The organism is Leekyejoonella antrihumi (assembly GCF_007845645.1).
GTDB lineage: Bacteria > Actinomycetota > Actinomycetes > Actinomycetales > Dermatophilaceae > Leekyejoonella > Leekyejoonella antrihumi.
Genome location: NZ_VCQV01000008.1, coordinates 52,673 through 71,600 on the forward strand (window position 1 = coordinate 52,673; position 18,928 = coordinate 71,600).

At 67.6% G+C, this 18,928-nt stretch carries 26 protein-coding genes; 11 read left to right on the top strand and 15 right to left on the bottom strand.

Translation table 11 applies throughout. The features are described 5' to 3' along the window. Positions 1 to 2: 2 nt before the first annotated feature. The 4 genes from FGL98_RS07785 to FGL98_RS07800 all read right to left on the bottom strand — a co-directional run bounded on the left by FGL98_RS07785 (position 3) and on the right by FGL98_RS07800 (position 3,681). Positions 3 to 386 (bottom strand): DUF427 domain-containing protein, encoded by a 384-nt coding sequence (locus FGL98_RS07785; RefSeq protein WP_146316195.1) that lies wholly within the window; start codon positions 384 to 386, stop codon positions 3 to 5. A gap of 75 nt (positions 387 to 461) precedes the next feature. Next, positions 462 to 1,040 carry an HhH-GPD-type base excision DNA repair protein gene (locus tag FGL98_RS07790; protein WP_146316196.1) on the bottom strand — a complete coding sequence of 193 codons (579 nt, stop codon included), beginning with the start codon at positions 1,038 to 1,040 and terminating at the stop codon, positions 462 to 464. Between the two features lie 43 nt (positions 1,041 to 1,083). Beyond that, complete coding sequence (locus tag FGL98_RS07795; protein ID WP_146316197.1) at positions 1,084 to 1,593, bottom strand: mycothiol transferase; 510 nt, start codon at positions 1,591 to 1,593, stop codon at positions 1,084 to 1,086. A gap of 24 nt (positions 1,594 to 1,617) precedes the next feature. Further along, entirely contained in the window at positions 1,618 to 3,681 is a 2,064-nt protein-coding gene (locus FGL98_RS07800; protein ID WP_425460990.1) for a DNA gyrase/topoisomerase IV subunit B, read from the bottom strand. 431 nt (positions 3,682 to 4,112) lie between these two features. Here FGL98_RS07800 and FGL98_RS07805 point away from each other — a divergent pair, with 431 nt between their 5' ends. Beyond that, positions 4,113 to 4,319, top strand: a complete 207-nt coding sequence (locus FGL98_RS07805; protein WP_146316199.1) for a DUF7455 domain-containing protein — start codon at positions 4,113 to 4,115, stop codon at positions 4,317 to 4,319. Between the two features lie 89 nt (positions 4,320 to 4,408). Here FGL98_RS07805 and FGL98_RS07810 read toward each other — a convergent pair whose 3' ends face one another. From FGL98_RS07810 to FGL98_RS07820, 3 genes are all read right to left on the bottom strand, one after another. Continuing rightward, positions 4,409 to 4,828 (bottom strand): DUF3040 domain-containing protein, encoded by a 420-nt coding sequence (locus tag FGL98_RS07810; protein ID WP_146316200.1) that lies wholly within the window; start codon positions 4,826 to 4,828, stop codon positions 4,409 to 4,411. A gap of 241 nt (positions 4,829 to 5,069) precedes the next feature. Then, positions 5,070 to 5,546 carry an SAV_6107 family HEPN domain-containing protein gene (locus FGL98_RS07815; RefSeq protein ID WP_246136430.1) on the bottom strand — a complete coding sequence of 159 codons (477 nt, stop codon included), beginning with the start codon at positions 5,544 to 5,546 and terminating at the stop codon, positions 5,070 to 5,072. A 99-nt stretch (positions 5,547 to 5,645) separates the two neighbouring features. After that, the gene (locus tag FGL98_RS07820; RefSeq protein WP_146316201.1) at positions 5,646 to 6,566 is read right to left on the bottom strand and encodes a methylenetetrahydrofolate reductase; all 921 of its coding nucleotides are present in this window, start codon (positions 6,564 to 6,566) and stop codon (positions 5,646 to 5,648) included. A 67-nt stretch (positions 6,567 to 6,633) separates the two neighbouring features. Between FGL98_RS07820 and FGL98_RS07825 the strand changes: the two genes are divergently transcribed. Genes FGL98_RS07825 through FGL98_RS07835 form a run of 3 tightly spaced genes read left to right on the top strand, consistent with a single transcriptional unit; the run spans position 6,634 to position 10,102 of the window. Beyond that, positions 6,634 to 7,716 carry a polyprenyl synthetase family protein gene (locus FGL98_RS07825; protein ID WP_146316202.1) on the top strand — a complete coding sequence of 361 codons (1,083 nt, stop codon included), beginning with the start codon at positions 6,634 to 6,636 and terminating at the stop codon, positions 7,714 to 7,716. Further along, positions 7,713 to 9,194 carry a phytoene desaturase family protein gene (crtI, locus tag FGL98_RS07830; RefSeq protein ID WP_146316203.1) on the top strand — a complete coding sequence of 494 codons (1,482 nt, stop codon included), beginning with the start codon at positions 7,713 to 7,715 and terminating at the stop codon, positions 9,192 to 9,194. Before FGL98_RS07825 ends, crtI begins: the two co-directional genes overlap by 4 nt. Beyond that, a complete protein-coding gene (locus FGL98_RS07835) occupies positions 9,191 to 10,102 on the top strand; it encodes a phytoene/squalene synthase family protein (RefSeq protein ID WP_146316204.1) in 912 nt (303 codons plus the stop codon). The genes crtI and FGL98_RS07835 overlap by 4 nt, the downstream gene beginning before the upstream one ends. Here the strand turns inward: FGL98_RS07835 and FGL98_RS07840 are convergent. Genes FGL98_RS07840 through FGL98_RS07850 form a run of 3 tightly spaced genes read right to left on the bottom strand, consistent with a single transcriptional unit; the run spans position 10,062 to position 11,093 of the window. Beyond that, the gene (locus FGL98_RS07840) at positions 10,062 to 10,388 is read right to left on the bottom strand and encodes a lycopene cyclase domain-containing protein (protein ID WP_146316205.1); all 327 of its coding nucleotides are present in this window, start codon (positions 10,386 to 10,388) and stop codon (positions 10,062 to 10,064) included. The two genes, FGL98_RS07835 and FGL98_RS07840, sit on opposite strands and share 41 nt — an antisense overlap. Next, positions 10,385 to 10,726: a lycopene cyclase domain-containing protein gene (locus FGL98_RS07845; RefSeq protein ID WP_146316206.1), complete on the bottom strand. Its 342-nt coding sequence runs from the start codon at positions 10,724 to 10,726 to the stop codon at positions 10,385 to 10,387. The genes FGL98_RS07840 and FGL98_RS07845 overlap by 4 nt, the downstream gene beginning before the upstream one ends. Positions 10,727 to 10,733: 7 nt before the next feature. Next, positions 10,734 to 11,093 (bottom strand): Rv2175c family DNA-binding protein, encoded by a 360-nt coding sequence (locus FGL98_RS07850; RefSeq protein ID WP_146316207.1) that lies wholly within the window; start codon positions 11,091 to 11,093, stop codon positions 10,734 to 10,736. A gap of 270 nt (positions 11,094 to 11,363) precedes the next feature. Here FGL98_RS07850 and FGL98_RS07855 point away from each other — a divergent pair, with 270 nt between their 5' ends. From FGL98_RS07855 to FGL98_RS07865, 3 genes are all read left to right on the top strand, one after another. Beyond that, entirely contained in the window at positions 11,364 to 11,660 is a 297-nt protein-coding gene (locus FGL98_RS07855; RefSeq protein ID WP_146316208.1) for an SRPBCC family protein, read from the top strand. Between the two features lie 837 nt (positions 11,661 to 12,497). Then, a complete protein-coding gene (locus FGL98_RS07860; protein WP_146316209.1) occupies positions 12,498 to 12,734 on the top strand; it encodes a hypothetical protein in 237 nt (78 codons plus the stop codon). Further along, positions 12,724 to 13,029, top strand: a complete 306-nt coding sequence (locus tag FGL98_RS07865; RefSeq protein ID WP_146316210.1) for a type II toxin-antitoxin system PemK/MazF family toxin — start codon at positions 12,724 to 12,726, stop codon at positions 13,027 to 13,029. The genes FGL98_RS07860 and FGL98_RS07865 overlap by 11 nt, the downstream gene beginning before the upstream one ends. Positions 13,030 to 13,380: 351 nt before the next feature. Here the strand turns inward: FGL98_RS07865 and FGL98_RS27080 are convergent, their stop codons facing one another. From FGL98_RS27080 to FGL98_RS07880, 4 genes are all read right to left on the bottom strand, one after another. Then, positions 13,381 to 13,722, bottom strand: coding sequence for a VOC family protein (locus tag FGL98_RS27080; RefSeq protein ID WP_425460987.1), 342 nt, complete (start codon positions 13,720 to 13,722; stop codon positions 13,381 to 13,383). A 93-nt stretch (positions 13,723 to 13,815) separates the two neighbouring features. Next, on the bottom strand, positions 13,816 to 14,196 hold the full coding sequence (locus FGL98_RS07870; RefSeq protein WP_146316211.1) for a type II toxin-antitoxin system VapC family toxin: 381 nt from the start codon (positions 14,194 to 14,196) through the stop codon (positions 13,816 to 13,818). Further along, complete coding sequence (locus FGL98_RS07875) at positions 14,193 to 14,441, bottom strand: type II toxin-antitoxin system Phd/YefM family antitoxin (protein ID WP_146316212.1); 249 nt, start codon at positions 14,439 to 14,441, stop codon at positions 14,193 to 14,195. Before FGL98_RS07875 ends, FGL98_RS07870 begins: the two co-directional genes overlap by 4 nt. Before the next feature lie 165 nt (positions 14,442 to 14,606). Further along, on the bottom strand, positions 14,607 to 14,930 hold the full coding sequence (locus FGL98_RS07880; RefSeq protein WP_146316213.1) for a dihydrofolate reductase family protein: 324 nt from the start codon (positions 14,928 to 14,930) through the stop codon (positions 14,607 to 14,609). Positions 14,931 to 15,118: 188 nt separating this feature from the next. Here FGL98_RS07880 and FGL98_RS07885 point away from each other — a divergent pair, with 188 nt between their 5' ends. Beyond that, positions 15,119 to 15,988 carry a hypothetical protein gene (locus tag FGL98_RS07885; protein WP_146316214.1) on the top strand — a complete coding sequence of 290 codons (870 nt, stop codon included), beginning with the start codon at positions 15,119 to 15,121 and terminating at the stop codon, positions 15,986 to 15,988. A 434-nt stretch (positions 15,989 to 16,422) separates the two neighbouring features. Here the strand turns inward: FGL98_RS07885 and FGL98_RS27085 are convergent, their stop codons facing one another. After that, positions 16,423 to 16,905: a maleylpyruvate isomerase family mycothiol-dependent enzyme gene (locus FGL98_RS27085; protein ID WP_146316302.1), complete on the bottom strand. Its 483-nt coding sequence runs from the start codon at positions 16,903 to 16,905 to the stop codon at positions 16,423 to 16,425. A 198-nt stretch (positions 16,906 to 17,103) separates the two neighbouring features. Here FGL98_RS27085 and pyrE point away from each other — a divergent pair, with 198 nt between their 5' ends. The 3 genes from pyrE to FGL98_RS07905 all read left to right on the top strand — a co-directional run bounded on the left by pyrE (position 17,104) and on the right by FGL98_RS07905 (position 18,906). Further along, positions 17,104 to 17,655, top strand: coding sequence for an orotate phosphoribosyltransferase (pyrE, locus tag FGL98_RS07895; RefSeq protein ID WP_146316215.1), 552 nt, complete (start codon positions 17,104 to 17,106; stop codon positions 17,653 to 17,655). Then, positions 17,652 to 17,915, top strand: a complete 264-nt coding sequence (locus FGL98_RS07900; RefSeq protein WP_146316216.1) for a hypothetical protein — start codon at positions 17,652 to 17,654, stop codon at positions 17,913 to 17,915. Before pyrE ends, FGL98_RS07900 begins: the two co-directional genes overlap by 4 nt. Positions 17,916 to 17,982: 67 nt before the next feature. After that, positions 17,983 to 18,906 (top strand): NADP-dependent oxidoreductase, encoded by a 924-nt coding sequence (locus tag FGL98_RS07905; protein ID WP_146316217.1) that lies wholly within the window; start codon positions 17,983 to 17,985, stop codon positions 18,904 to 18,906. Positions 18,907 to 18,928 lie beyond the last annotated feature (22 nt).

Sequence of the window (18,928 nt, forward strand, 5' to 3'; positions counted from 1 at the left end):
TGCTACGCGCCGGCCGTCCGCAGCTCGATGTCGACCTCGTCCGGGTAGAACGCGAGATGGTCCCGAATCGGGGCCACGGCGTCATACGGCGCCTCGTAGGTCCAGACCGCGTTCGCGGACTCGTCGCCGGCACCGGAGATCGAGTAGTACGACGCGTCCCCCTTGTAGGGGCAGTGGGTCGTGTGGTCGGTGCGCTCGAGCAGGTCCATCCGCACGTCCGCGCGCGGCAGGTACATCACGTCCGGGTAGGCCGCTTCGCGCAGCACCAGTGCCTCGATGCTGTCCGCGATCGTCGTGCCGGCACGGGTGACGATGACCCGCGTATCGCCCGGGGTCACGGTGATCGGGTGGTCCTTGCCTGGTTGCAGCCGCTGCGTGTCGCTCATGGGGTGTTCAACGACCGCGTCGGCCATCCGATTCCGCCGTGCGTCCGGAGGCCTGCGAGGGGAAGGGCGCGCGGGCTACTTTGCCGCGGCCTTCGCCTTGGCCTTCGCGGCCTTCTTGAAGTCGCGCACCTTCTGCAGCGACACGTCGTCGACCACGTCCGCGACCGACCGGAAGCTGCCGGGATCCGCATAGGGACCGATCACCTGGCGCCACTGCGGCGACTGCACCGCAAGCTGCTTACCCAACAGCGCGGCAAAGATGCGCGCCTTCTGGTCGCCGAAGCCGGGCAGGGCCTTCAGCCGCCGGAGCAGCTCGCGTGTGTCGGGCGCCGTGGTCCAGATCGCGGCCGCATCACCGTCATACTCGTCGCGAATGACGGTGGCGAGCTGATGCACTCGTCCACCCATCGATCGACCGTACCGGTGGATGGCCGGCGGCGTTGCACACTGCTCCGCAAACTCCTCGGGTTCGGCCGCGGCGATCTTCACCGGGTCGATGCTGCCGAATCGCTCCACAATCTTGGCCGGCCCACGGAACGCATGCTCCATCGGATACTGCTGGTCCAGCAGCATGCCGGTCAGCAATGCGAATGGGTCGGTGCTGAGCAGCCGGTCCGCACTCGGATCCTGGGCAATGCACAACGTCGTGGTCATGCCGTCGAGCGTAGTTGGCATCGTCGAGCGGCGCGAGGGACTGTCAGCGACGCTCGACGATGCCACGCAGGAACGCGGCCTGTCCCGCGTGCTGCAGGTCGTCGCCGATGACGCTGGTCAGCCGCACTCCGAGCGTGACCGGCGGGTCCCAGCGGTCGTCCACCACCCGATCCAACGCCTGCTCATCGAGCGTGCCCAGGTAGGCACGCGTCTGGTCCCAGACCGCGTCGTAGTATCCGGTGAGCAGGGCCGGTGTCTCCACCCGCACGGCGGCAACATCCTCGCGGCTGTGCCCGTAACCGGTCGCTTTGTCATCCAGGGCGAGATCGAATCGCTTGGCCCAGCCCTGCGCCGTCCAGATCTGGTCCAGACCGGCGGCCTCCGCGATGTGGTCGTCCTGGACGCGCGTCAGGTGCCAGACCAGCCACGCGATGGTGTTCGCACCGGGATCGACTCGGTAGGTCAGCTGCTCTGCGGTCAGCCCCTCGACTGCGCTGTGCACCAGGTCCTGGACTCGTGCGAAACCGTCCTCCAACAACTGCGCGGTGTTCATTCCGCCACGCTACGCCCCGACCTCTTAGGCGTCGATGCGGTCCTGATCCAGCCGGTGCGCAGACTCGACGAGGAAGTCCTTGCGCGGTGCGACGTCACTGCCCATGAGCAGATCGAAGACCGTCTCGGCGTGCTCCGCGTCGTCCAGCGTGACCCGCCGCAGGGTGCGGTGCCGCGGCTCCATCGTCGTCTCCGCGAGCTGGTCGGCATCCATCTCTCCGAGGCCCTTGTACCGCTGCAGTGACTTGACCTTTCGCCCCTTCTTGTCCAGCTCCGACAGCCGCGCCCGCATCTGCTGCTCCGAGTAGGTGAAGGTGACCTCGCCCTTGGCACGGCCGCTTGCCGAGGTCTCGATGCGATGCAGCGGCGGGACCGCCGCGAAGACCCGACCGGCGTCCACCAGTGGCCGCATGTAGCGGAAGAACAGCGTGAGCAACAGGGTGCGGATGTGCGCGCCGTCGACATCGGCGTCGGTCATCAGGATGACTTTGCCGTACCGCGCCAGGTCCAGGTCGAAGGTACGACCGGAGCCGGCACCGACCACCTGGATGATGGCGGCGCACTCGGCGTTCTTCAGCATGTCGCCGATCGATGCCTTCTGCACGTTGAGGATCTTGCCCCGGATCGGCAGTAGTGCTTGGTACTCGGAGTTCCGGGCGGCCATACCGGTGCCGAGCGCGCTGTCACCCTCGACGATGAACAGCTCGCTGCGCTCGTTGTCGGTGGAGCGGCAGTCCTTCAGCTTGCCCGGCAGCGACGACGACTCCAGGGCGGTCTTGCGACGCTGCGTCTCCTTGTGCAGGCGCGCACTGATGCGCGTCTTCATCTCGGCGACGACCTTCTCCAGCAGTCTGGTCGCCTGGGTCTTGTCGTCCCGCTTGGTCGAGGAGAGCTGAGCGTTCAACTGGGACTCGACGACCTGGGAGACGATCTGCCGCACGGCGGAGGTCCCTAGGACCTCCTTGGTCTGGCCCTCGAACTGTGGTTCTGCCAGCCGCACCGTGACAACGGCAGTCAGACCGGCCAGCACATCGTCCTTCTCGACCTTGTCGCCCCCGACCTTCAACCGCCGGGCGTTGGCCTCGAGCTGCTTCTTGAAGACCTTCATCAGGGCCTGCTCGAAACCCGTGGTGTGCGTGCCACCCTTCGGAGTGGAGATGACGTTGACGAAGGATGCCGTCGTCGTGTCGTAGCTGGTGCCCCAGCGCAGGGCGATATCGACGGCGCAGTCACGCTCCACGGCGGTGGAGGTCATGTGCCCCTTGGCGTCCAGCACCGGCACGGTCTCGGTGAACGTGCCTTCGCCCTGCAGCCGCCAGGTGTCGGTGACGCCCGGATCCGGTGCGAGGAACTCGGCAAACTCGCTGATGCCGCCGTCGTGCTGGAAGACCTGCTCGTGCGGACCGGACTCCCCCGGCGTGCCCGGCACGCCCCGCTCGTCCCGGATCACGATCGTCAGACCGGGGATCAGGAAGGACGTCTGCCGGGCTCGCGCGATCAGCCCGTCATAGTCGAACGTGGCGGTCTTGATGAAGATGCTGGGGTCGGCCCAGTAGCGGATGCGGGAACCGGTGACGCCGCGCTTGGCCTTACCGATCACCTGCAGCTCACTGCCCGAGGTGAAGGGGGTGAAGTCGGCCTCCGGGCCGAGGCCGTCCGCGAAGGTGCCCGGTTCGCCCCGCCGGAAGCTCATGGCATACGTCTTGCCGCCGCGGTCGACCTGGACGTCCAGCCTGCTGGACAGGGCATTGACCACGGACGCGCCGACGCCGTGCAGACCGCCGGACGCGGTGTAGGAGCCGCCACCGAACTTTCCGCCGGCGTGCAGCTTGGTGAAGACGACCTCGACTCCGCTCAACCCGGTGCGAGGTTCGGCATCGACCGGGATACCGCGGCCGTTGTCACGCACCTCTACCGATCCGTCGGCCAGGAGAACGACATCGATGTGGTCGCAGACTTCGGCCAGCGCCTCGTCGACCGCGTTGTCGATGATCTCCCACAGGCAGTGCATGAGCCCGCGCGAGTCGGTGGTCCCGATATACATGCCGGGCCGTTTGCGCACGGCTTCCAGGCCCTCGAGCACCTGCAGATGTCGTGCGGTGTAGCCCGACTCGTTCGGCTTCTTCCCGTTCGTACGGGGTGCGGGGCCGCCGTTGGAGGTCGACTGGGACGGGGTCGGTGTGCGTGCTGTGGTGCTGAGGGCCACGAAGGAAGCTCCTTGGATCAATGTGCGCTGACCGAAGGATAACCGCCGGCACCGACTACACCGCGAAGGCACGACCGAGGAGCGCCATCGGCAGGAACCTGTGAGGTGAGCCACACCGTGAGAATGTCCGACACGGGAATCGCCCGTCGTGCTTCACTGTTGTTATCAGTGAAGGATCGCGAAGGATCCAGCGCCAAGCCCATCCCACGGGTGCAACGAATAACCTTCAAGAAGCGTCCTAAGATGGAACCCCCGAGCAAAGGGGCCCCGCCGATGGCACCCACCAGGGTGTCCCGACGAAAGGTTGGCTGACCATGACTACTGCACTTGCCCCTACTTTGACCACAGCCGACCGCTGTGACCGCTGCGGCGCCCAGGCCTTTATCCGGGCCCGCCTGACAGGCGGCCAAGATCTGCTCTTCTGCGCGCACCACGGACGCGAGCACCTGGACAAGCTCCGCACCATTGCAGAAGAAGTGATTGACGAGACAGACCGGCTTGACGTGCCGACCGAAGGCTGACAGCCAGCAACTCATAGAAGGGTGCCCGCGCTACCGGACCGGTGGCACGGGCACCCTTCTATGACCTGTCGGCAGGTGCTGCGACTCGATCAGCCGCCATGTCGACGGCGGTCCCAGCGCTCCTCGAGTCGCTCCATGAAACCGCCACTGGACCGCGACCGCGACGGGCCGCCCCCGTGATGAGGTCGTTGCGTGGGGGTCCGGGCGGGACGAACGCTGCCGTCGTCCTCGACGGTGCCGAGATGGTGCCGCGCCGGCATGAGTGCGTAGGCACAGCCGGAGACCATGGCGACAAAGCCGACGACTGCCAGCCAGACCTGCTGGCTCATCGCGCCGACCAGCACCAGACCCAACCCGACGACGACACCGAGGGCACCGACGACAATTCGACGCCGCGCGCGCGATCGCGCGGGGTCGGCAACCATATGGGAGGCAAACTTCGGGTCCTCGGCATACAGAGCCTGCTCCATCTGTTCGAGCAGGCGTTGCTCGTGTTCGGAGAGCGGCACTTCAACCTCCCACTACTACTCGCGTGTCCTCGGCGCGGTGACGTGAGGTTACAGCACCACTGGTGCCACCGCGACCTTCTGCTACTTCGAGGATAGATCCCATGAGTACGCAGCGGTAGTTATCCCGTGGACATCTCCGCACAATGCCGAACATCCGGACTCCCTATGGTGATCTACTCCAGGCAACCCTTACCTATGCAACGCTGCACACACCAACTTTGTGCCCGCACTGTACCCGTGCTCAGATCACCGGGCGCGTGGACCTGGTCGGTATGACACAGGTGGCAACGGGGGCCCGCATGGGCAGGCCGAGCGCGGCCAGGACCAGCTCAAGAAACGTCTCGCACTGTCGCACCAGGTCGTCGGCCTCCCGGGTGGACACCGTCGCTGAGCCCCGCTCGACCGCCTGCCGTCGCCGACTCGTCTCGGCGAAGAACTCGGCCCACTCGGCCAGCTCCGGCGCCACCACCGGCACCGCGGCCCACACGTTTCGCGGCCCGGACCGCGAAACGTCGGCCCCCTCGCGCCCGGCCAGGAGCGCGGCCGCGGCCCGCAACGCCGCAAGGTGGGCGAGCTCATAGCGCTCCGCGGCGGCGGCCACGTGGCAGGCCTGCAGCAGCCCATCGCGCGCGCGGTCCACCAGGCCCAGCACGGTTGCTGCGACCGCGGGTGGGGTCTGTCGCGCCGCGCGTCGCCGTGTCGTTGCCGTCATGGTCATCTCACCGTCTCCTCATCCGTCCTCATCGAACTTTTGTTCGATGAGGAAAGGCTAGTTGCGCCCACCGACACGGACGACCGCAGCACGCGGGGTGGCCGATCAGTGCCTGGTGGAGACGGCGCGCAGGTTGTCGAACACCTCCTGGCTGGCGGTGGATCGATTCATCGTGATGAAGTGCAGCCCCGGCGCACCCTCCTGGAGCAGCCGTGTCGCATGCTCGGTGCAGATCTGCACGCCGGTCTCGCGGACTGCATCGGGGTCGTCCTTGACCGCGCCGATCCGGTCCAGCACATCCGTCGCCAGCGGCTGTCCGTTCAGCTTGGTCATCCGCTCCAACTGCCCGTAGGCCGTCACGGGCATCAGGCCCGGGATGATCGGAATGGACCGGCCACGGCCCGCGACGAGGTCCCGCAGCCGCAGGTACGCATCGACGTCGGTCACCATCTGCGTGATCGCGAACTGCGCACCGGCATCGGCCTTGCGCACAATCGCGTCCGCGTCCTCTGCCAGGTCGGCCGACTCCGGGTGAGTGTCGGGGAACGCGGCCACCCCGACCGTGAAGCTGCCGAGGGATCGCACCATGGACACCAGTTGGTCGGCGTGGTCCAGGCCGTCCCGATGTGGCGTCCACGGCGCCCCCAGTCCACCCGCCGGGTCGCCCCGCAGCGCCAGCACGTTGCGGATGCCCGCGTCGGCATACGCCCCCACCACCTGCCGCAGCTCGCTCACCGACGAGCCGACGCAGGTGAGGTGAGCCATCGTCGTCAGCGTGGTCTCTCGTTCGATCCGACCGGTGATCCGCACCGTGCGGTCCCGAGTCGACCCACCGGCCCCATACGTCACCGACACGAAGGTCGGGCGCAGCTGCTCGACCCGGCGGATCGACTCCCAGAGCAGCGCTTCGGCGCGATCGCTCTTCGGCGGAAAGAACTCGAAGCTGAACGATGGCCCGTCCTCCTCGAGCATCTGCGGAATGCTTCGTCCGCGTGGTCCGATGGCTTGGGGCCGGGGCACAGTCATACCGCTGATCCTAGGGGCGCGTGCGGCAATTAGGCTGGAGCCAACCACGTTCTGGAAGGATGCCTCGGTGCCTGAGCCCCTCGATGTCGAAGAGCTGCGCGCCCGCGTGCAGCGCACGCTCGACCTGGAGCGTGACACCCAGCAGGCGGTGCTCGCCCCTCTCGGCACTGACATGGACCACCTGGTCTCCAGCGTGTTCGACCTGCTGCGCGGCGGCAAACGGCTGCGCGCCGCCTTTTTCTACTGGGGTTACCGGGCTGCCGGAGGCGAGGACAGCGACGCTCTGGTGAGAGCGGCCAGCTCGATGGAGGTCTTCCAGGCCGCCGCCCTGCTGCACGACGACGTGATGGATCGCAGTGAGACCCGCCGGGGCATGCCGACCGCGCACCGCCGGCTGGCGCAGTTGCACGGGGAGCGTGACTGGGCGGGCGACGGAGACCGTTTCGGTGACGCCGGCGCGATCCTGGCGGGCGATCTCTGCCTGAACTGGACCGACGAGATCTACAGCACGAGCGGCCTGCCCGAGGAGGAGCTGCGCCGTGGCCGGCGGATCTTCGACACCATGCGGACCCAGCTCATGGGTGGCCAGTTCCTCGACGTGCTGGAGGCGGCCGGCAGCTGGGCCGGGGTGCCGACCTGCGAGCGGGTCGAGCGCGCCCTGCGGGTGATCGCGTTCAAGAGCGCGAAGTACACCGTCGAGCACCCCCTGCTGATCGGCGCCACCTGCGCCGGCGCGGACGAGTCCGCCCTGCGACACCTGTCCGACTACGGCCTCGCGCTCGGTGAGGCCTTCCAGTTGCGCGACGACCTGCTCGGCGTCTTCGGGGACCCGGCGCGGACCGGCAAACCCGCCGGAGACGACCTGCGCGAGGGCAAGCGCACAGTCCTCATCGCCTACGCACTCGATCGCGCGACACCGGCCGAGCTGGAGCACTTCCGGCGCACCTTCGGCCGTCCCGACCTCGATGAGGGTCAGGTCGAGGTCCTGCGCGAGATTTGCGAACGCACGGGCGCCGTGGATCGCACCGAGGACCTCATCGACGCCCGGGTCCGGGCGGCCGGCCGGCATCTGGCGGATGCGGACCTGTCCGATCTCGGACGGACCATGCTGAGCGATCTCGCCCGGATCTCCACCGCGCGCACGTCGTGAACCGCGGGAGTGCTGCCACTCCAGACCATGTCGTCATCGTGGGGGCCGGCCTCGCCGGGCTGTCCGCAGCACTCCACCTCGCCGGCGCCGGCGTGCAGGTGAGCGTGGTCGAGCAGGCACCCTGGGTGGGCGGCCGGGCTCCCCTGACGGAGCGCACCGGCCGGTCTGGTGCCTACCGGCTCGACACCGGCCCCACGGTGCTGACCGAGATCCCCCTGCTGGCCGGCTGTTTCGCCGCCGTCGGCGAGCGCCTGGAGGACTGGGTCGAGCTGCACCGTCTGGACCCGGCATACCAGGCGAGGTTCGCGGATGGCTCCGCGCTGGACCTGGTCACCGACCGGGCGCGGATGCGATCCGCCGTGGAGACCTTCGCCGGACCGGCCGAGGCCGCCGGCTATGACCGGTTCGCCGGTCACGTGGAACGCCTCTACGAGGTGGTCATGCCCCATTTCATCGACCACAACATCGATGGGCTCGTGTCTCTCCTGCAACCAGATCTGGCACGAGTGGCCCGGCTCGGCGGGTTCGGGCGGCTCGGCCCGCTGGTCGCGTCTTTCTTCCAGGACGAGCGTCTGCGGCGAGCGTTCAGTTTCCAGGCGTTGTATGCAGGGGTGTCCCCCGCCCGTGCACTCGGCCTCTTCGCCGTCATCACCGCCATGGACCTCGGGCACGGGGTCTCCTACCCGGCCGGTGGGATGCACGCGGTGCCGGCAGCGATGACCGCAGCCGCGCGCGCTCACGGCGTCTCGATCAGCCTCGGCGAGCGAGTCGAGCGGGTCGCCCCACGGCACGGTGGCGGCCACCGGGTCCACACCGATGCTCGCGCGCTCACCGCCGATGCGGTGGTCCTGACCGCCGAGCCCGAGTGCTCGCTCGCGCTGCTCGGACGAACCCCCCGCAAGCGCGTCGTGCGCTCCCCCAGCTGCGTGCTCCTGGCCGCGGGGGTGCGCGGGCGGGTGCCCGGCGCTGCGCACCACCGCATCCACTTCGGACACGCCTGGGACGAGGTCTTCGACGACCTCGCGGACGGCCGACTCATGCGCGATCCGTCGTTCCTCGTGTCGGTGCCCACGCGGACCGACCCGAGCCTGGCGCCGGCCGGGTGCGACGTCCTCTACGCGCTGTTTCCGGCGCCGTCTTTGGACTCCGGACGCTCACCCGTCGATTGGGATCGGATCCGCCCCCTGTACCGCGACCAGCTGCTGCGCCATCTCGCGACGGCGGGTTATGGCGACCTGGACATCGAGGTCGAGGAGCTCATCACGCCCCATGACTGGAAGCGGCGCGGACTGCCTGCGGGCACGCCATTTTCCGCGGCTCACACCTTTACCCAGTCCGGACCGTTCCGTCAGCCGAGCGTGGTTGCTCCCGGAGTCGTGCTTGCCGGTTCCGGCACGACACCCGGCGTCGGCGTGCCGATGGTGCTGATCAGCGGGCGGCTCGCCGCCGAACGGCTGGTAGGCGCGTCGCCCTCATGAGCGGACCCGATCCGGCCCTGGCCGGTGCCTACGAGCAGTGCCGACGCATCCAGGCCGAGCACGGCAGGTCGTTCTACCGCGCAACCTGTCTGCTACCCCGAGCGCGTCGCCGTCACGTCTGGGCGCTCTACGCGCTCGCCCGTGTGACGGACAACATCGTCGACACGGTGCCTGTCGGCGAGGACACCAGAGGGCAGGACCTGATCACCTGGCGGGAGCACGCCTGCGCCACGCTCGGCGCGGCCGCCCCACCGTGTCCACTCACGGACCCGGTGCTCACCGCCACCTGGCACACCCTCGCCGAGCTGAACCTGTCGACCCGGCTGCTCGAGGAGTTCTTCGACTCGATGGCACTGGACCTGCACGTCACCCGATACCAGACCTGGGGCGACCTCCGGCGCTACATGCGTGGCAGCGCCGCCGTCATCGGCGAGCTGATGGCGCCGGTGCTGTCCGCCCCGTCCTACGCGACGCCGTATGCCGCCCTGCTCGGCGAGGCCTTTCAGCTGACCAACTTCGTCCGCGACGTTGCCGAGGACCTGCGGCTCGGGCGCATCTACCTGCCGATCGAGGATCTCACAGCGTGTGACGTGACGCCCGCCGACCTTCAGGTGTGCGTCGCCGACGGCGTGCCGACCCCCGCGGTGCGCCGGCTGCTCGCCTTCGAGATCGACCGGGCCCGCGGACTGTATGCCGCGGCCGCGCCCGGGGTGCCGATGCTCCCGGGACTGGTCCGACCCTGCATCCGGTCGGCGATCGCGCTCTACTCCGGCATCCTCACCGAGATCGAGCGGACCGACTACAACGTATTCGCCGGACGGGTCGTCGTGCCGGCAGCACGCCGAACGACCGGTGTGCTGCGCGCGCTCAGCGGCGTTCCCGACCACCCACTCGGCTCCACACGATGAGCGTGAGAAGGACCAGCGCAAACCCGAACCCGAGATCCTCCACCGGTGCGTAGGCCAGTCGCCAGTCACCGATGAACCGCACGGCGCCGCCGCCGAGAATCGCGTCCGGTCGATAGGTGACGATGCTGCGTCCGGTGAGCCATCCGTTGGTGAGCAGCTGAAACGCCGCGATGATTGCGTAGGACAGCCACCACCGCAGGGTGCAGACCAGACGGGTCCGCGTGACGAACAGGTCGATGACCAGCACCGCCAGGACGGCGACCGCCGCGGCGACGGTGTAGCTCATCGCCCGCGCCCATCCGGAGGGCGCGCCCCGTTGCGACGGCGCAGCATGACCCCGACGGCCTCATACGTGGCGATCGCCGCGAACGGAATCACCAGGAAGAACGCATACTCCTCGAGGGGCAGGCCGAGGAGGCGCACCGGCAGGGTCTGCCGCGCATCGAAGGACCACTGACCCGCCCGGGCGGCGGCGATGTCCCACACCAGAAACGGCGCACCGGCGCACACTGCGGTCAGCAGGACCCGCCGGGGCCGCACCCGGCGCAAACCGAAGACCGGCACCAGCGGCACAGTCCCCACGAGGCAGAAGACCAGCATCGCGGTGTAGGCGAGATGGCTCATCTCGTCGTCAGAACGCCATCTCCTGGGCCCGCTTGCGCACTTCGGCCTTCCGACCGGCGACCAGCATGTCGATGGGCGCACCGTCGAGCGGCAGCGTGTCGTCCGGGGTGAACAGCCACTGCAGCGCCTCGTCCCGGCTCAGGTGTGCGTCCAGCAGCACGGTGACCGTGCCGGCGAGGGCAGGAAGCAGCGCCCCGTCCTTGATGAAGACGGCGGGCACGCCCACCGCCTGGTTGGCACCCACCCGCTGCGAAAGGATGTCGCCGTCCGCAATCATCTTGCGGGCCTGCCGGTGCGGGATGCCCAGGGCATCCGCAACCTCCGGCACGGAGAGCCAATGACCCACGAGAGTCTCTATGTCGTTCACGGCCCAAGCCTGCCACGCCAGGGTCCGGCGGGTGCCCGCAGGTGCGCGACCGCACGCTCGGGTGTCGGTGAACTCCCGCGCCATTGGTCGATGACCTCTGACGTCACTGGTCGTTCGACAGGAGCGCGGTTCGCATCTGCATGATTTTGCAGCGAGTGAGCGTCTATCCGCGCGTCGGCAGGCGGAGCCTATCCACCGGCGACGTGGGGTCATCTACGCAGGTCCTGACACGTGTTGACCTGTGTGTCGTCCCGAAGGTGCCTTCGGCTTGTGGGGCGGCTCGGGCTGGCCTCGCTGGCCTGTATGTGCACGACGGGCTCCATCGGACAGTTCCGCACCCCACAGGTAGACGCGCCACCCGAGCGAGTGTGGAACGCGCTGACCGACCCAGACCAGGTTGCCCAATACATGATGGGCTCGCGCGCCGAGACCGACTGGAAGCCGGGCAGCCCGATCACCTGGTCGGGCCAGTGGAAGGGCGAGCCGTACCAAGACAAGGGCGAGGTTCGCGGCCGAGCCGGCCCGCCTGCTGGAGGTTACCCACGACAGCCCGCCAAGCGGCGATAAGGACCTTCCCCAGGACAGGCGCGGCAGTTCTCGCAGAAGTGGGAGGACATGCTCGCCGGGCTGAAGAGGGTCGCCGAAGCCGGTTGAGCGCAGTGCTCGCCGCCATGGCCCGCATGCGGATCGGTCGACGGTGATGGCTTGTTGCGCGAAGCAGCAGTCTTTGGACCGATGTTCGCACGAGATCGCACCATCCTGCCCGAAATTGCGAAAACGGGGCCGGATAATGCGATCTCGATGAGGGGTAAGGCGGGAAAGTGCGAAGTCGATGAAAAAGGCGCTGGTCTACCGGCGAGAGCGGTCGTTCCACCTGCTGACAGTCCCGCAAGACGAACCGTCACCGGCCGACGTTCGCCCAACTCGAGCACGAGGGCAACTGGCACGAGATGCTCAGTGCCGATGACGGAGTGCGCGTGGCCACGTCGCGCGGTGCCGATCTCGTTGGGTTCTGGGAAGGCGTCGCGCTTGAGCGATCGCTGATGCCACGTACGGTCTTCCGGATCGATGACACGACATAGGTCGCCGTCTTGACCGTGACCGGGAAGCCGACGTTCATCGCGTTCCAATGGGCAGCGATCGATGCGGGACGCATCGAAATCGAACTGCAGCAGGCCGGCTAACCAAGCACTGGGCGTGACACGACTGGTCGTCGGTCGGTGCGCAGGTTTGGCGCCGCGCCCAGTCTCCGTCTGCCCAACCCACGCGCACCAAAGGAGCAACTGTCTGATTAAGAACCCGAGCCCCCATCAGACCGTTCCGCACACCGATCGTCCTACGGGCCTCAGCCTGTGAGGGCTGAGCTTCTCCTGGCCGCCGGTCTACCTCGAGTAGACTGGCGGCATGGCGACCACCACCACCGTCAAAGTGCGGACCAGCACCCGTGACCTCCTCCGCTCCATCGGATCCGCGCGGCATCAGACCGCAGACCAAGTCATCCTCACCGCCCTTGCCGCCATGCGCCGCGATGAACGTCGCGCAATTGCTGCCGCGGAGGCCCGGACACTCGCCGACGACCCCGCTGACCTCGCCGAGATCCGTGCGATCCAGGACGACATCGCAGCCCTGCATGAGGGGTGAGGTTTACCGACTGCCGGCACGGGGCAAGGGTCACGAACAGCGTGGCCGCCGGTACGCCGTCGTACTGCAACCGGACTGGCTCTCTTTGAGCACCTGGATCGTCGCGTTCACCAGCACGAGCGCCCGCCCGGCCAGTTTCCGACCGGCGGTTGTCATCGCCAACAACGAGACTCTTGTCATGTGCGACCAAGTCGCCACCGTCGACCTGAACCGCCTCACGGAGCAAGCCGGCTGCTTGACCATGACCGAGATGCGGTCCGTAGACGAGGCCCTCTCCCTCGTTCTCAACCTGTAGCCGGGCCCGTGGACCCGCCCACGATCGACGATCCAAGGCTCTGCGGGACGGGTCGTCCGGCGATGTGGTCGTCCTCCGAATGGCCGGCGATTACGCGCCACTCGCGCGACCCGGAAGGTGGTTGGGCGTGGTGCAGTGGGTCGCGCACCTACTTGATGGGGTACGCGATGTCGGCCACAGGCTCGTTTTCGTCACCGTCGGAGGGATCGGCGAAGTAGACCTCTCACAGGGCTCCTGGCGTGCTGGCATCGGCAGGCACCAGCCTTCACGATCCACGCCGGGAGCTGGGCGACATCTACATGGACCTGCTCGGTGAGCCGGTCCTGCTCGGGAACCTCGCGCGTCTTGACGTCATGCATGGGATACGAGTCCATCCTCCGGACGGCGTGCGGGAAAGGTGCGCGTACCAGCCGGCGCCGGTACACGACCACGCGTTGCGTTCCAGGTCGGCCCAGTAGGATTCCACCAAGGATGGGCGGTCCCTCGCGTGGCGCCGTGGATTCCGAGCGCGTTGTCGGAGGTCAAGAGGATGACGTTGCCGTCGGGATCGTCGACCATTGCTGCGTAGGGTGCGTTGGTGCGCTGCGGTGTCATCCGACCGTGGTAGCCCGCATCCGTCAGCTGCGCGTACTTCGCATCGACGTCTGCGTCGTCACCGAGGTGAGCATGGTCAGTTGGAACTCCACGCGTCATCTTGTTCCGCGTGCGCAAGGGCTGTCGACCTCGCCTATCCCACACGCGGATCGGTCACCGGTGATGGGGTGAACGAGCGGTGGGTTGACCTGGTCAGACTGCGACGATCTCGACCAGGCTGTCCACGCCGAGGAAGTCTTTCGCGTTGCGAGTGTAGACGCGTGCGGAGTGCGCGTGCGCGGTTGCCGCGATGAGCAGGTCCATCGTTCGTGCTCGAGGCTGGCGTCCGGCGGTGACGACCGCGGCGACCAGTCGCCCGTAGCTTGCCGCCACTGCTTCATCAACGGGCAAGGCATCGAAGTGGTGCTGCAAGATGGACAGCCGGCGCAGCCGTTCGGCGCGTACACCGGCCTCCGTGGTCACGAGCACACCGAAGTGCAGCTCGGCCAGCGTGGCCGAACTGATGGCCAGATCTCCCTCCAGGGGGCCAACATCGATGGCGATCACCACGCTGGTGTCAAGGATCGCCCTCACGCCACGGTCCAGGGGTCACGAATTGCTTGATCGATGCGGTCCCGATCCGTTGCCCATTCAGAGTCTTGCGGGCCGTCAAACAGCTCCGCGATCGCCTCGAAACTGCGCCATGGCTGAGGGGCCGCAGCAATCAAGCGCGCGCTGGGCCGGCCAGCGACAGTGATCGTGATCTCCTCACCGGCCTGTACCCGCCGCACCAACTCAGATGCGTCCTGCCGCAGTTCCCGCAGTCCTACTGTGCCCATACAAATAAGTAGCACAAGTGCTAGCTGGTCTCGTAAGCCGATGGCGAGCTCAACCGGTGCGCAGACATCGTCGTGGGCGTGCCGTACAGGACACCCCTGCGGGACGTCGACCGCGACGCCACCGGACTGGGAGAGGATCGCCGCATCGGTCCCGGTGGTCGTTCCTCAATTGGCGGCGGCGGCCGTCGTCGTGACCTGGTAGATGAGGTGAATGAACCGTCCGTCACGATCCACTGCGGTAAACCAGCAGGGCGTATCGCCGTAGTAGCCGTGCCACTCGCCCGGATCGTCCAAGAGCCGCTCGTGCTGCAGCACCCACTGATAGGTATGGGCACCCATAACCATGGCGCCGGCGCCGGCGAAGAACGGCCTGAATCCGTCCTCACTTCGGCCTACCGAACTGGCCTCGAACAGCCACTCCAGAGAATTGTCCGCATCGGCAATGAAGCCATCGATGCTCAGGGCCGTGAACAACGGGGTTCTCGTCACCCCCCCAACCTCGCACGAACCGGTGACATCACTAGGAGACGGACGGTGGCGACCGAGACCGCAGCTTCCTGTCGCCGATGATGGTTCCGCTTGCGGGCATTCGTGCCCGCCACTCGGCGTCGGCCGGACAAGGTCCCAGCTTCGAAATTAGTTGTGCTGTCTGGCTTCGCCGTGAGATGTTCCCGTGCGTGGTGAGCTCAGAGACGGTCCGGGTCGTCGGCGTCCCCGCCGATAGGCACTTGATCAGGCAGTGGCGGGGGTGGTTCGCCCCTGAGGTGCAGCCCTTCGTCGTCAACGAGCAGCTACGCGCCATCGTGGGTGAGGGTCTGCCACTAGAAATGTCGATGGAACTGCAGGACACGTTCTTGCTCTACGACCAGGACCAGCACAGCGACCTGGTCGGCTTGACTCACGAGGTGTTCACCCGGCTGGGTGCCGAGACACGTGCTGCACTCGTGCGTTATCAAGTCGTCGCGGGCCGTCGTGCGGTGCCGACGTTGCGGAGCACAGGCCGGCAGTTGCGCAATGAGTTACGCGTCGATGGTGACGGGTATCGGTTCGTGTGGTGGCCAGACACCCTTGACCGTGCCGGTGACGAGCCGCTCCTGCGATTTGTCGCGGACGACATGCTGCCCAGCCAGCATGCGCGGGTGGGCGCAGAGACCTGGCGGCAGGCGGCTGCGGTTCTGCCTGGCGCACGCGACCTCGCGGGCACCTTCGCGCGTTCCAGCGGCCCGAACTGCTTCGGCACGGTGATGGCGACCGCAGGCGTTCCGGCCGCCGCCGAGCAGTGGATGACGCAGGAGCCGTTCGAGCAGTGGCTGAGCGACAACACCGGCCCAGGCGGAGGCGACCACCAAGCCGGCACCGTGCTCGTCTGGCGCGATCGGCAGGGAACCGCACAGCATGCCGCCGTGGTCCTGGGCGATGGTTGGGCGATGCATAAGCCCTCCCAGGGGTGGATGACTCCACGGAAGGTGCTGGCCGTCGACGACCTGAAGCGCCGGGCACGCCAGGCGGGCCACCGACTCAGCAGGCGACTCATCGCCCGCCGGTAGCGGCGATGATCGCCGGTGTCACAGCAGCGGTGCCCGAACTCGAGGTAGCGGAACGGTCGGCCAGTTGGCTGGGTGAAGTCCCCTGTAGAGCGACCGGCTTTGCGGTGCGCCGCCATCGTTGTGGGCGTCCCATAGAGCACCGTGTGGGACGGTCCGGAGATTTGAGCTCGGGACCTCGATCTTCTGCGTGTCGTCGCCGGTGAGCGTTCGGTGACCGGACTGTGCTCCGATGCAGCCGACGACCAAAATCACGACTGCTCGAACCCGAGGGTCCCCAACCGGGCAGAGCGCACAGTGCACCACCGCAGAGTCCCTCGGGCCGAGCCCATTTCCTACGGGCGTCATGTTCGGCTCTCGCCCCGCACCGGTGCCCGTTGAACGATCGGTCACCGGAGCAGCCTGCTGCCAAGGTGTCGGGTCCGGAGCCCTCGAGGTCAGCCAGGCCTTGCGGTCGGCCTGCGAGGGAAACGAGCAGAGCTTCGCCCGGCCCGCGCACCTCGAGACCGGTTCCGTGCGTCCTGTGGATGTCGGTCGCGATCACCCGGAGCACGCGGAGGTTCGCGGGCGCGGGCAGTACGCGCGCGAGGTACAAACTCCAGCGCCGCGACCAGTCGCTCTTGGGGCACCGCCCGTGGATTGCCTAGTGCTCGGCGAATATCCTGGTGATGGATCAGGCCGTCGGTGAGGGCGATCGCGCAGCCAAACATTGTCGTGACGCCCCGGGGGACGGCATGCGCACGAAGCCGGGCTACCAGTTCCTCCGTCCGAAGCTGGCGGCTCGGCTCGACGCCGACCCGGTTGCAGCGGTCCGGCGAGAATCCCGAACGGGCGAACAACGCCACCCCCGCGGGCCAGCTGAGCACGTCGTAACTCGCAATGTGACCCACCACGTCGCGCACGGACCACCTGGGGCACAGCGACGGTTACTCCCACGCTTAGACTGTGCTGCTGATCCTTGTCGCATCCGCCTTCGCTCTCAGGCTGGCAGTGCTGCTAGTCCGTCGATACAACCGGTGGATCCTGCGCAGCAGGTTGCGAGCATGGAACAGGTCTGGCGACGCCTCGCACCCACGGGATGATCTGATCCGAGCGGCGTCGGATGACATCATGGGGCTGTGCCCGACGACATTCATGAGCTCGCTGCCGCCCTCGACCAGTCTGCCCGCATCCGCGGAGAGTTCACCCTCCGAAGCGGCCTCACCACGAACGAGTACTTCGACAAGTACCGCTTTGAGGCGGATCCCCTCCTGCTGCGGCAAGTGGCGGAGCACATGGTTGCGCTGCTGCCCGCGGACACGGAGATCCTCGGGGGCCTCGAACTGGGTGGGGTGCCGATCGCCACGCTGGTCAGCTCGCTGACCGGACTGCCGGCGCTGTTCGTCCGCAAGGAGGCCAAGAAGTACGGCACCTGCAAACTGGCCGAGGGCGGCGACTTCGCCGGGCGAACCATCACCTTGATCGAGGACATCGTCACCACGGGTGGGGCCGTGCGCAACGCCGCACTCGCGCTGCGAGGGCTCGACGCCACGGTGCACACGGTCGTGTGCGCGATCGATCGCTCGGAGCCGGGAGCGAACACGCTGCACGAGATCGATCTGACGACCGTTGCCGTCCTGACCAAGAAGGACCTGGACACCAGCACAACCCGCGCGAGCGGTAGCGTTTGAGCCTCCACATCAAGGGGGATGCTCATGGGGCTCTTCAAGATGCCGGTCTATACCGCGACGGCGCGGGCGTCGCGGTCACGTGCACCCATTGTCGGGACCTGCTGTTCTGGCGCCGCCGCGTCAAGCTCAATTCGTCCCGCGCCGAGCTTCTCGGCCTGGGCTGGGCCAGCGAGGAGTCGGAGACGCTGACGTGCAGCAACTGCGGCTTCATGATGGAGTTCATGCCCAAGGGCCTGACCTTGACCAAGGACAAGGGCTGACCCGTACTGAGAGTCGGCGAGTGCTTGCTCGCGGAATACTCTCCGTAGCCCGCACGCTGTCATCGCCATGAAGGCAATCACGTACTCGCGCTTTGGCAATCCCGAGGTCCTTGAACTACGCGAGGTGAGCGAGCCCAAGGTCGGACCGGGCGAGATCCAGATCCGCGTGCACTCCACCTCGGTCAACCCGGTGGACTGGAAGATCGTGGCCGGTGGCCTGGACCCGCTGATGAACGTGGACCTGCCGGCCGTCCCCGGCTGGGATGTGGCAGGGGTCGTCGAGCGGGTCGGCCTGGACACCACCGAGTTCGCCGTGGGTGACCAGGTCATCGCCTACGCACGCAAGGACTGGGTCCAGGGCGGCACGTATGCCGAGCTGGTCACCGCACCCGCGCGCACGGCAGCCCACAAGCCGGCCGCCTTGGACTGGGCGCAGGCCGGCGCACTCCCGTTGGCCGGCCTCACCGCCTACCAGACCCTCACCCGGCTGGGCACCCGCGAGGGCGAGACGGTTCTGGTCCACGCGGCGGCCGGTGGTGTCGGATGCCTCGCGGTGCAGATTGCTTGCAGTCTCGGCGCCCGCGTCATCGGCACGGCATCGGAGCGAAACCACGACTTCCTGCGTGAGCTCGGCGCTGAGCCGGTGACGTACGGCGACGGCCTCGCCGGGCGGGTACGCGAGCATGCCCCCGACGGCGTCGACGTGGTGGTCGACTATGTCGGAGGCGTCCTGGAAGACACGCTCGCGGTGCTCGCAGAGGGCGGCCGCCACGCCTCGATCGCCGACGGCTCGGTGACCGAGCGCGGCGGACACTACATGTGGGTGCGCCCGGACACGGCCGACCTGCAGGCGCTGGCCGAACTGGCCGACAAGGGTCGGCTGACGGTGCCGATCGACCAGACCTTCGAGCTCGAGCAGGCGGCTGACGCCTTCCGCGCCAGCATGGAGGGGCACATCCGCGGCAAGATCGCGATCCACGTGGCTGACTGATCGGTGTGTAGCCCGGGCTCTG

Coding starts and splice junctions, on each gene's coding strand:
- FGL98_RS07840 (WP_146316205.1), bottom strand. CDS start 10,388: ATGAGCTACACCGTCGCCGCGGCGGTCGCCGTCCTGGCGGTGCTGGTC.
- FGL98_RS07905 (WP_146316217.1), top strand. CDS start 17,983: ATGAAGGCAATCACGTACTCGCGCTTTGGCAATCCCGAGGTCCTTGAA.
- FGL98_RS07875 (WP_146316212.1), bottom strand. CDS start 14,441: ATGGGCACAGTAGGACTGCGGGAACTGCGGCAGGACGCATCTGAGTTG.
- FGL98_RS07820 (WP_146316201.1), bottom strand. CDS start 6,566: ATGACTGTGCCCCGGCCCCAAGCCATCGGACCACGCGGACGAAGCATT.
- FGL98_RS07795 (WP_146316197.1), bottom strand. CDS start 1,593: ATGAACACCGCGCAGTTGTTGGAGGACGGTTTCGCACGAGTCCAGGAC.
- FGL98_RS07860 (WP_146316209.1), top strand. CDS start 12,498: ATGGCGACCACCACCACCGTCAAAGTGCGGACCAGCACCCGTGACCTC.
- FGL98_RS07835 (WP_146316204.1), top strand. CDS start 9,191: ATGAGCGGACCCGATCCGGCCCTGGCCGGTGCCTACGAGCAGTGCCGA.
- FGL98_RS07865 (WP_146316210.1), top strand. CDS start 12,724: ATGAGGGGTGAGGTTTACCGACTGCCGGCACGGGGCAAGGGTCACGAA.
- FGL98_RS07805 (WP_146316199.1), top strand. CDS start 4,113: ATGACTACTGCACTTGCCCCTACTTTGACCACAGCCGACCGCTGTGAC.
- FGL98_RS27080 (WP_425460987.1), bottom strand. CDS start 13,722: ATGACGCGTGGAGTTCCAACTGACCATGCTCACCTCGGTGACGACGCA.
- FGL98_RS07785 (WP_146316195.1), bottom strand. CDS start 386: ATGAGCGACACGCAGCGGCTGCAACCAGGCAAGGACCACCCGATCACC.
- FGL98_RS07845 (WP_146316206.1), bottom strand. CDS start 10,726: ATGAGCCATCTCGCCTACACCGCGATGCTGGTCTTCTGCCTCGTGGGG.
- FGL98_RS07815 (WP_246136430.1), bottom strand. CDS start 5,546: ATGACCATGACGGCAACGACACGGCGACGCGCGGCGCGACAGACCCCA.
- FGL98_RS07790 (WP_146316196.1), bottom strand. CDS start 1,040: ATGACCACGACGTTGTGCATTGCCCAGGATCCGAGTGCGGACCGGCTG.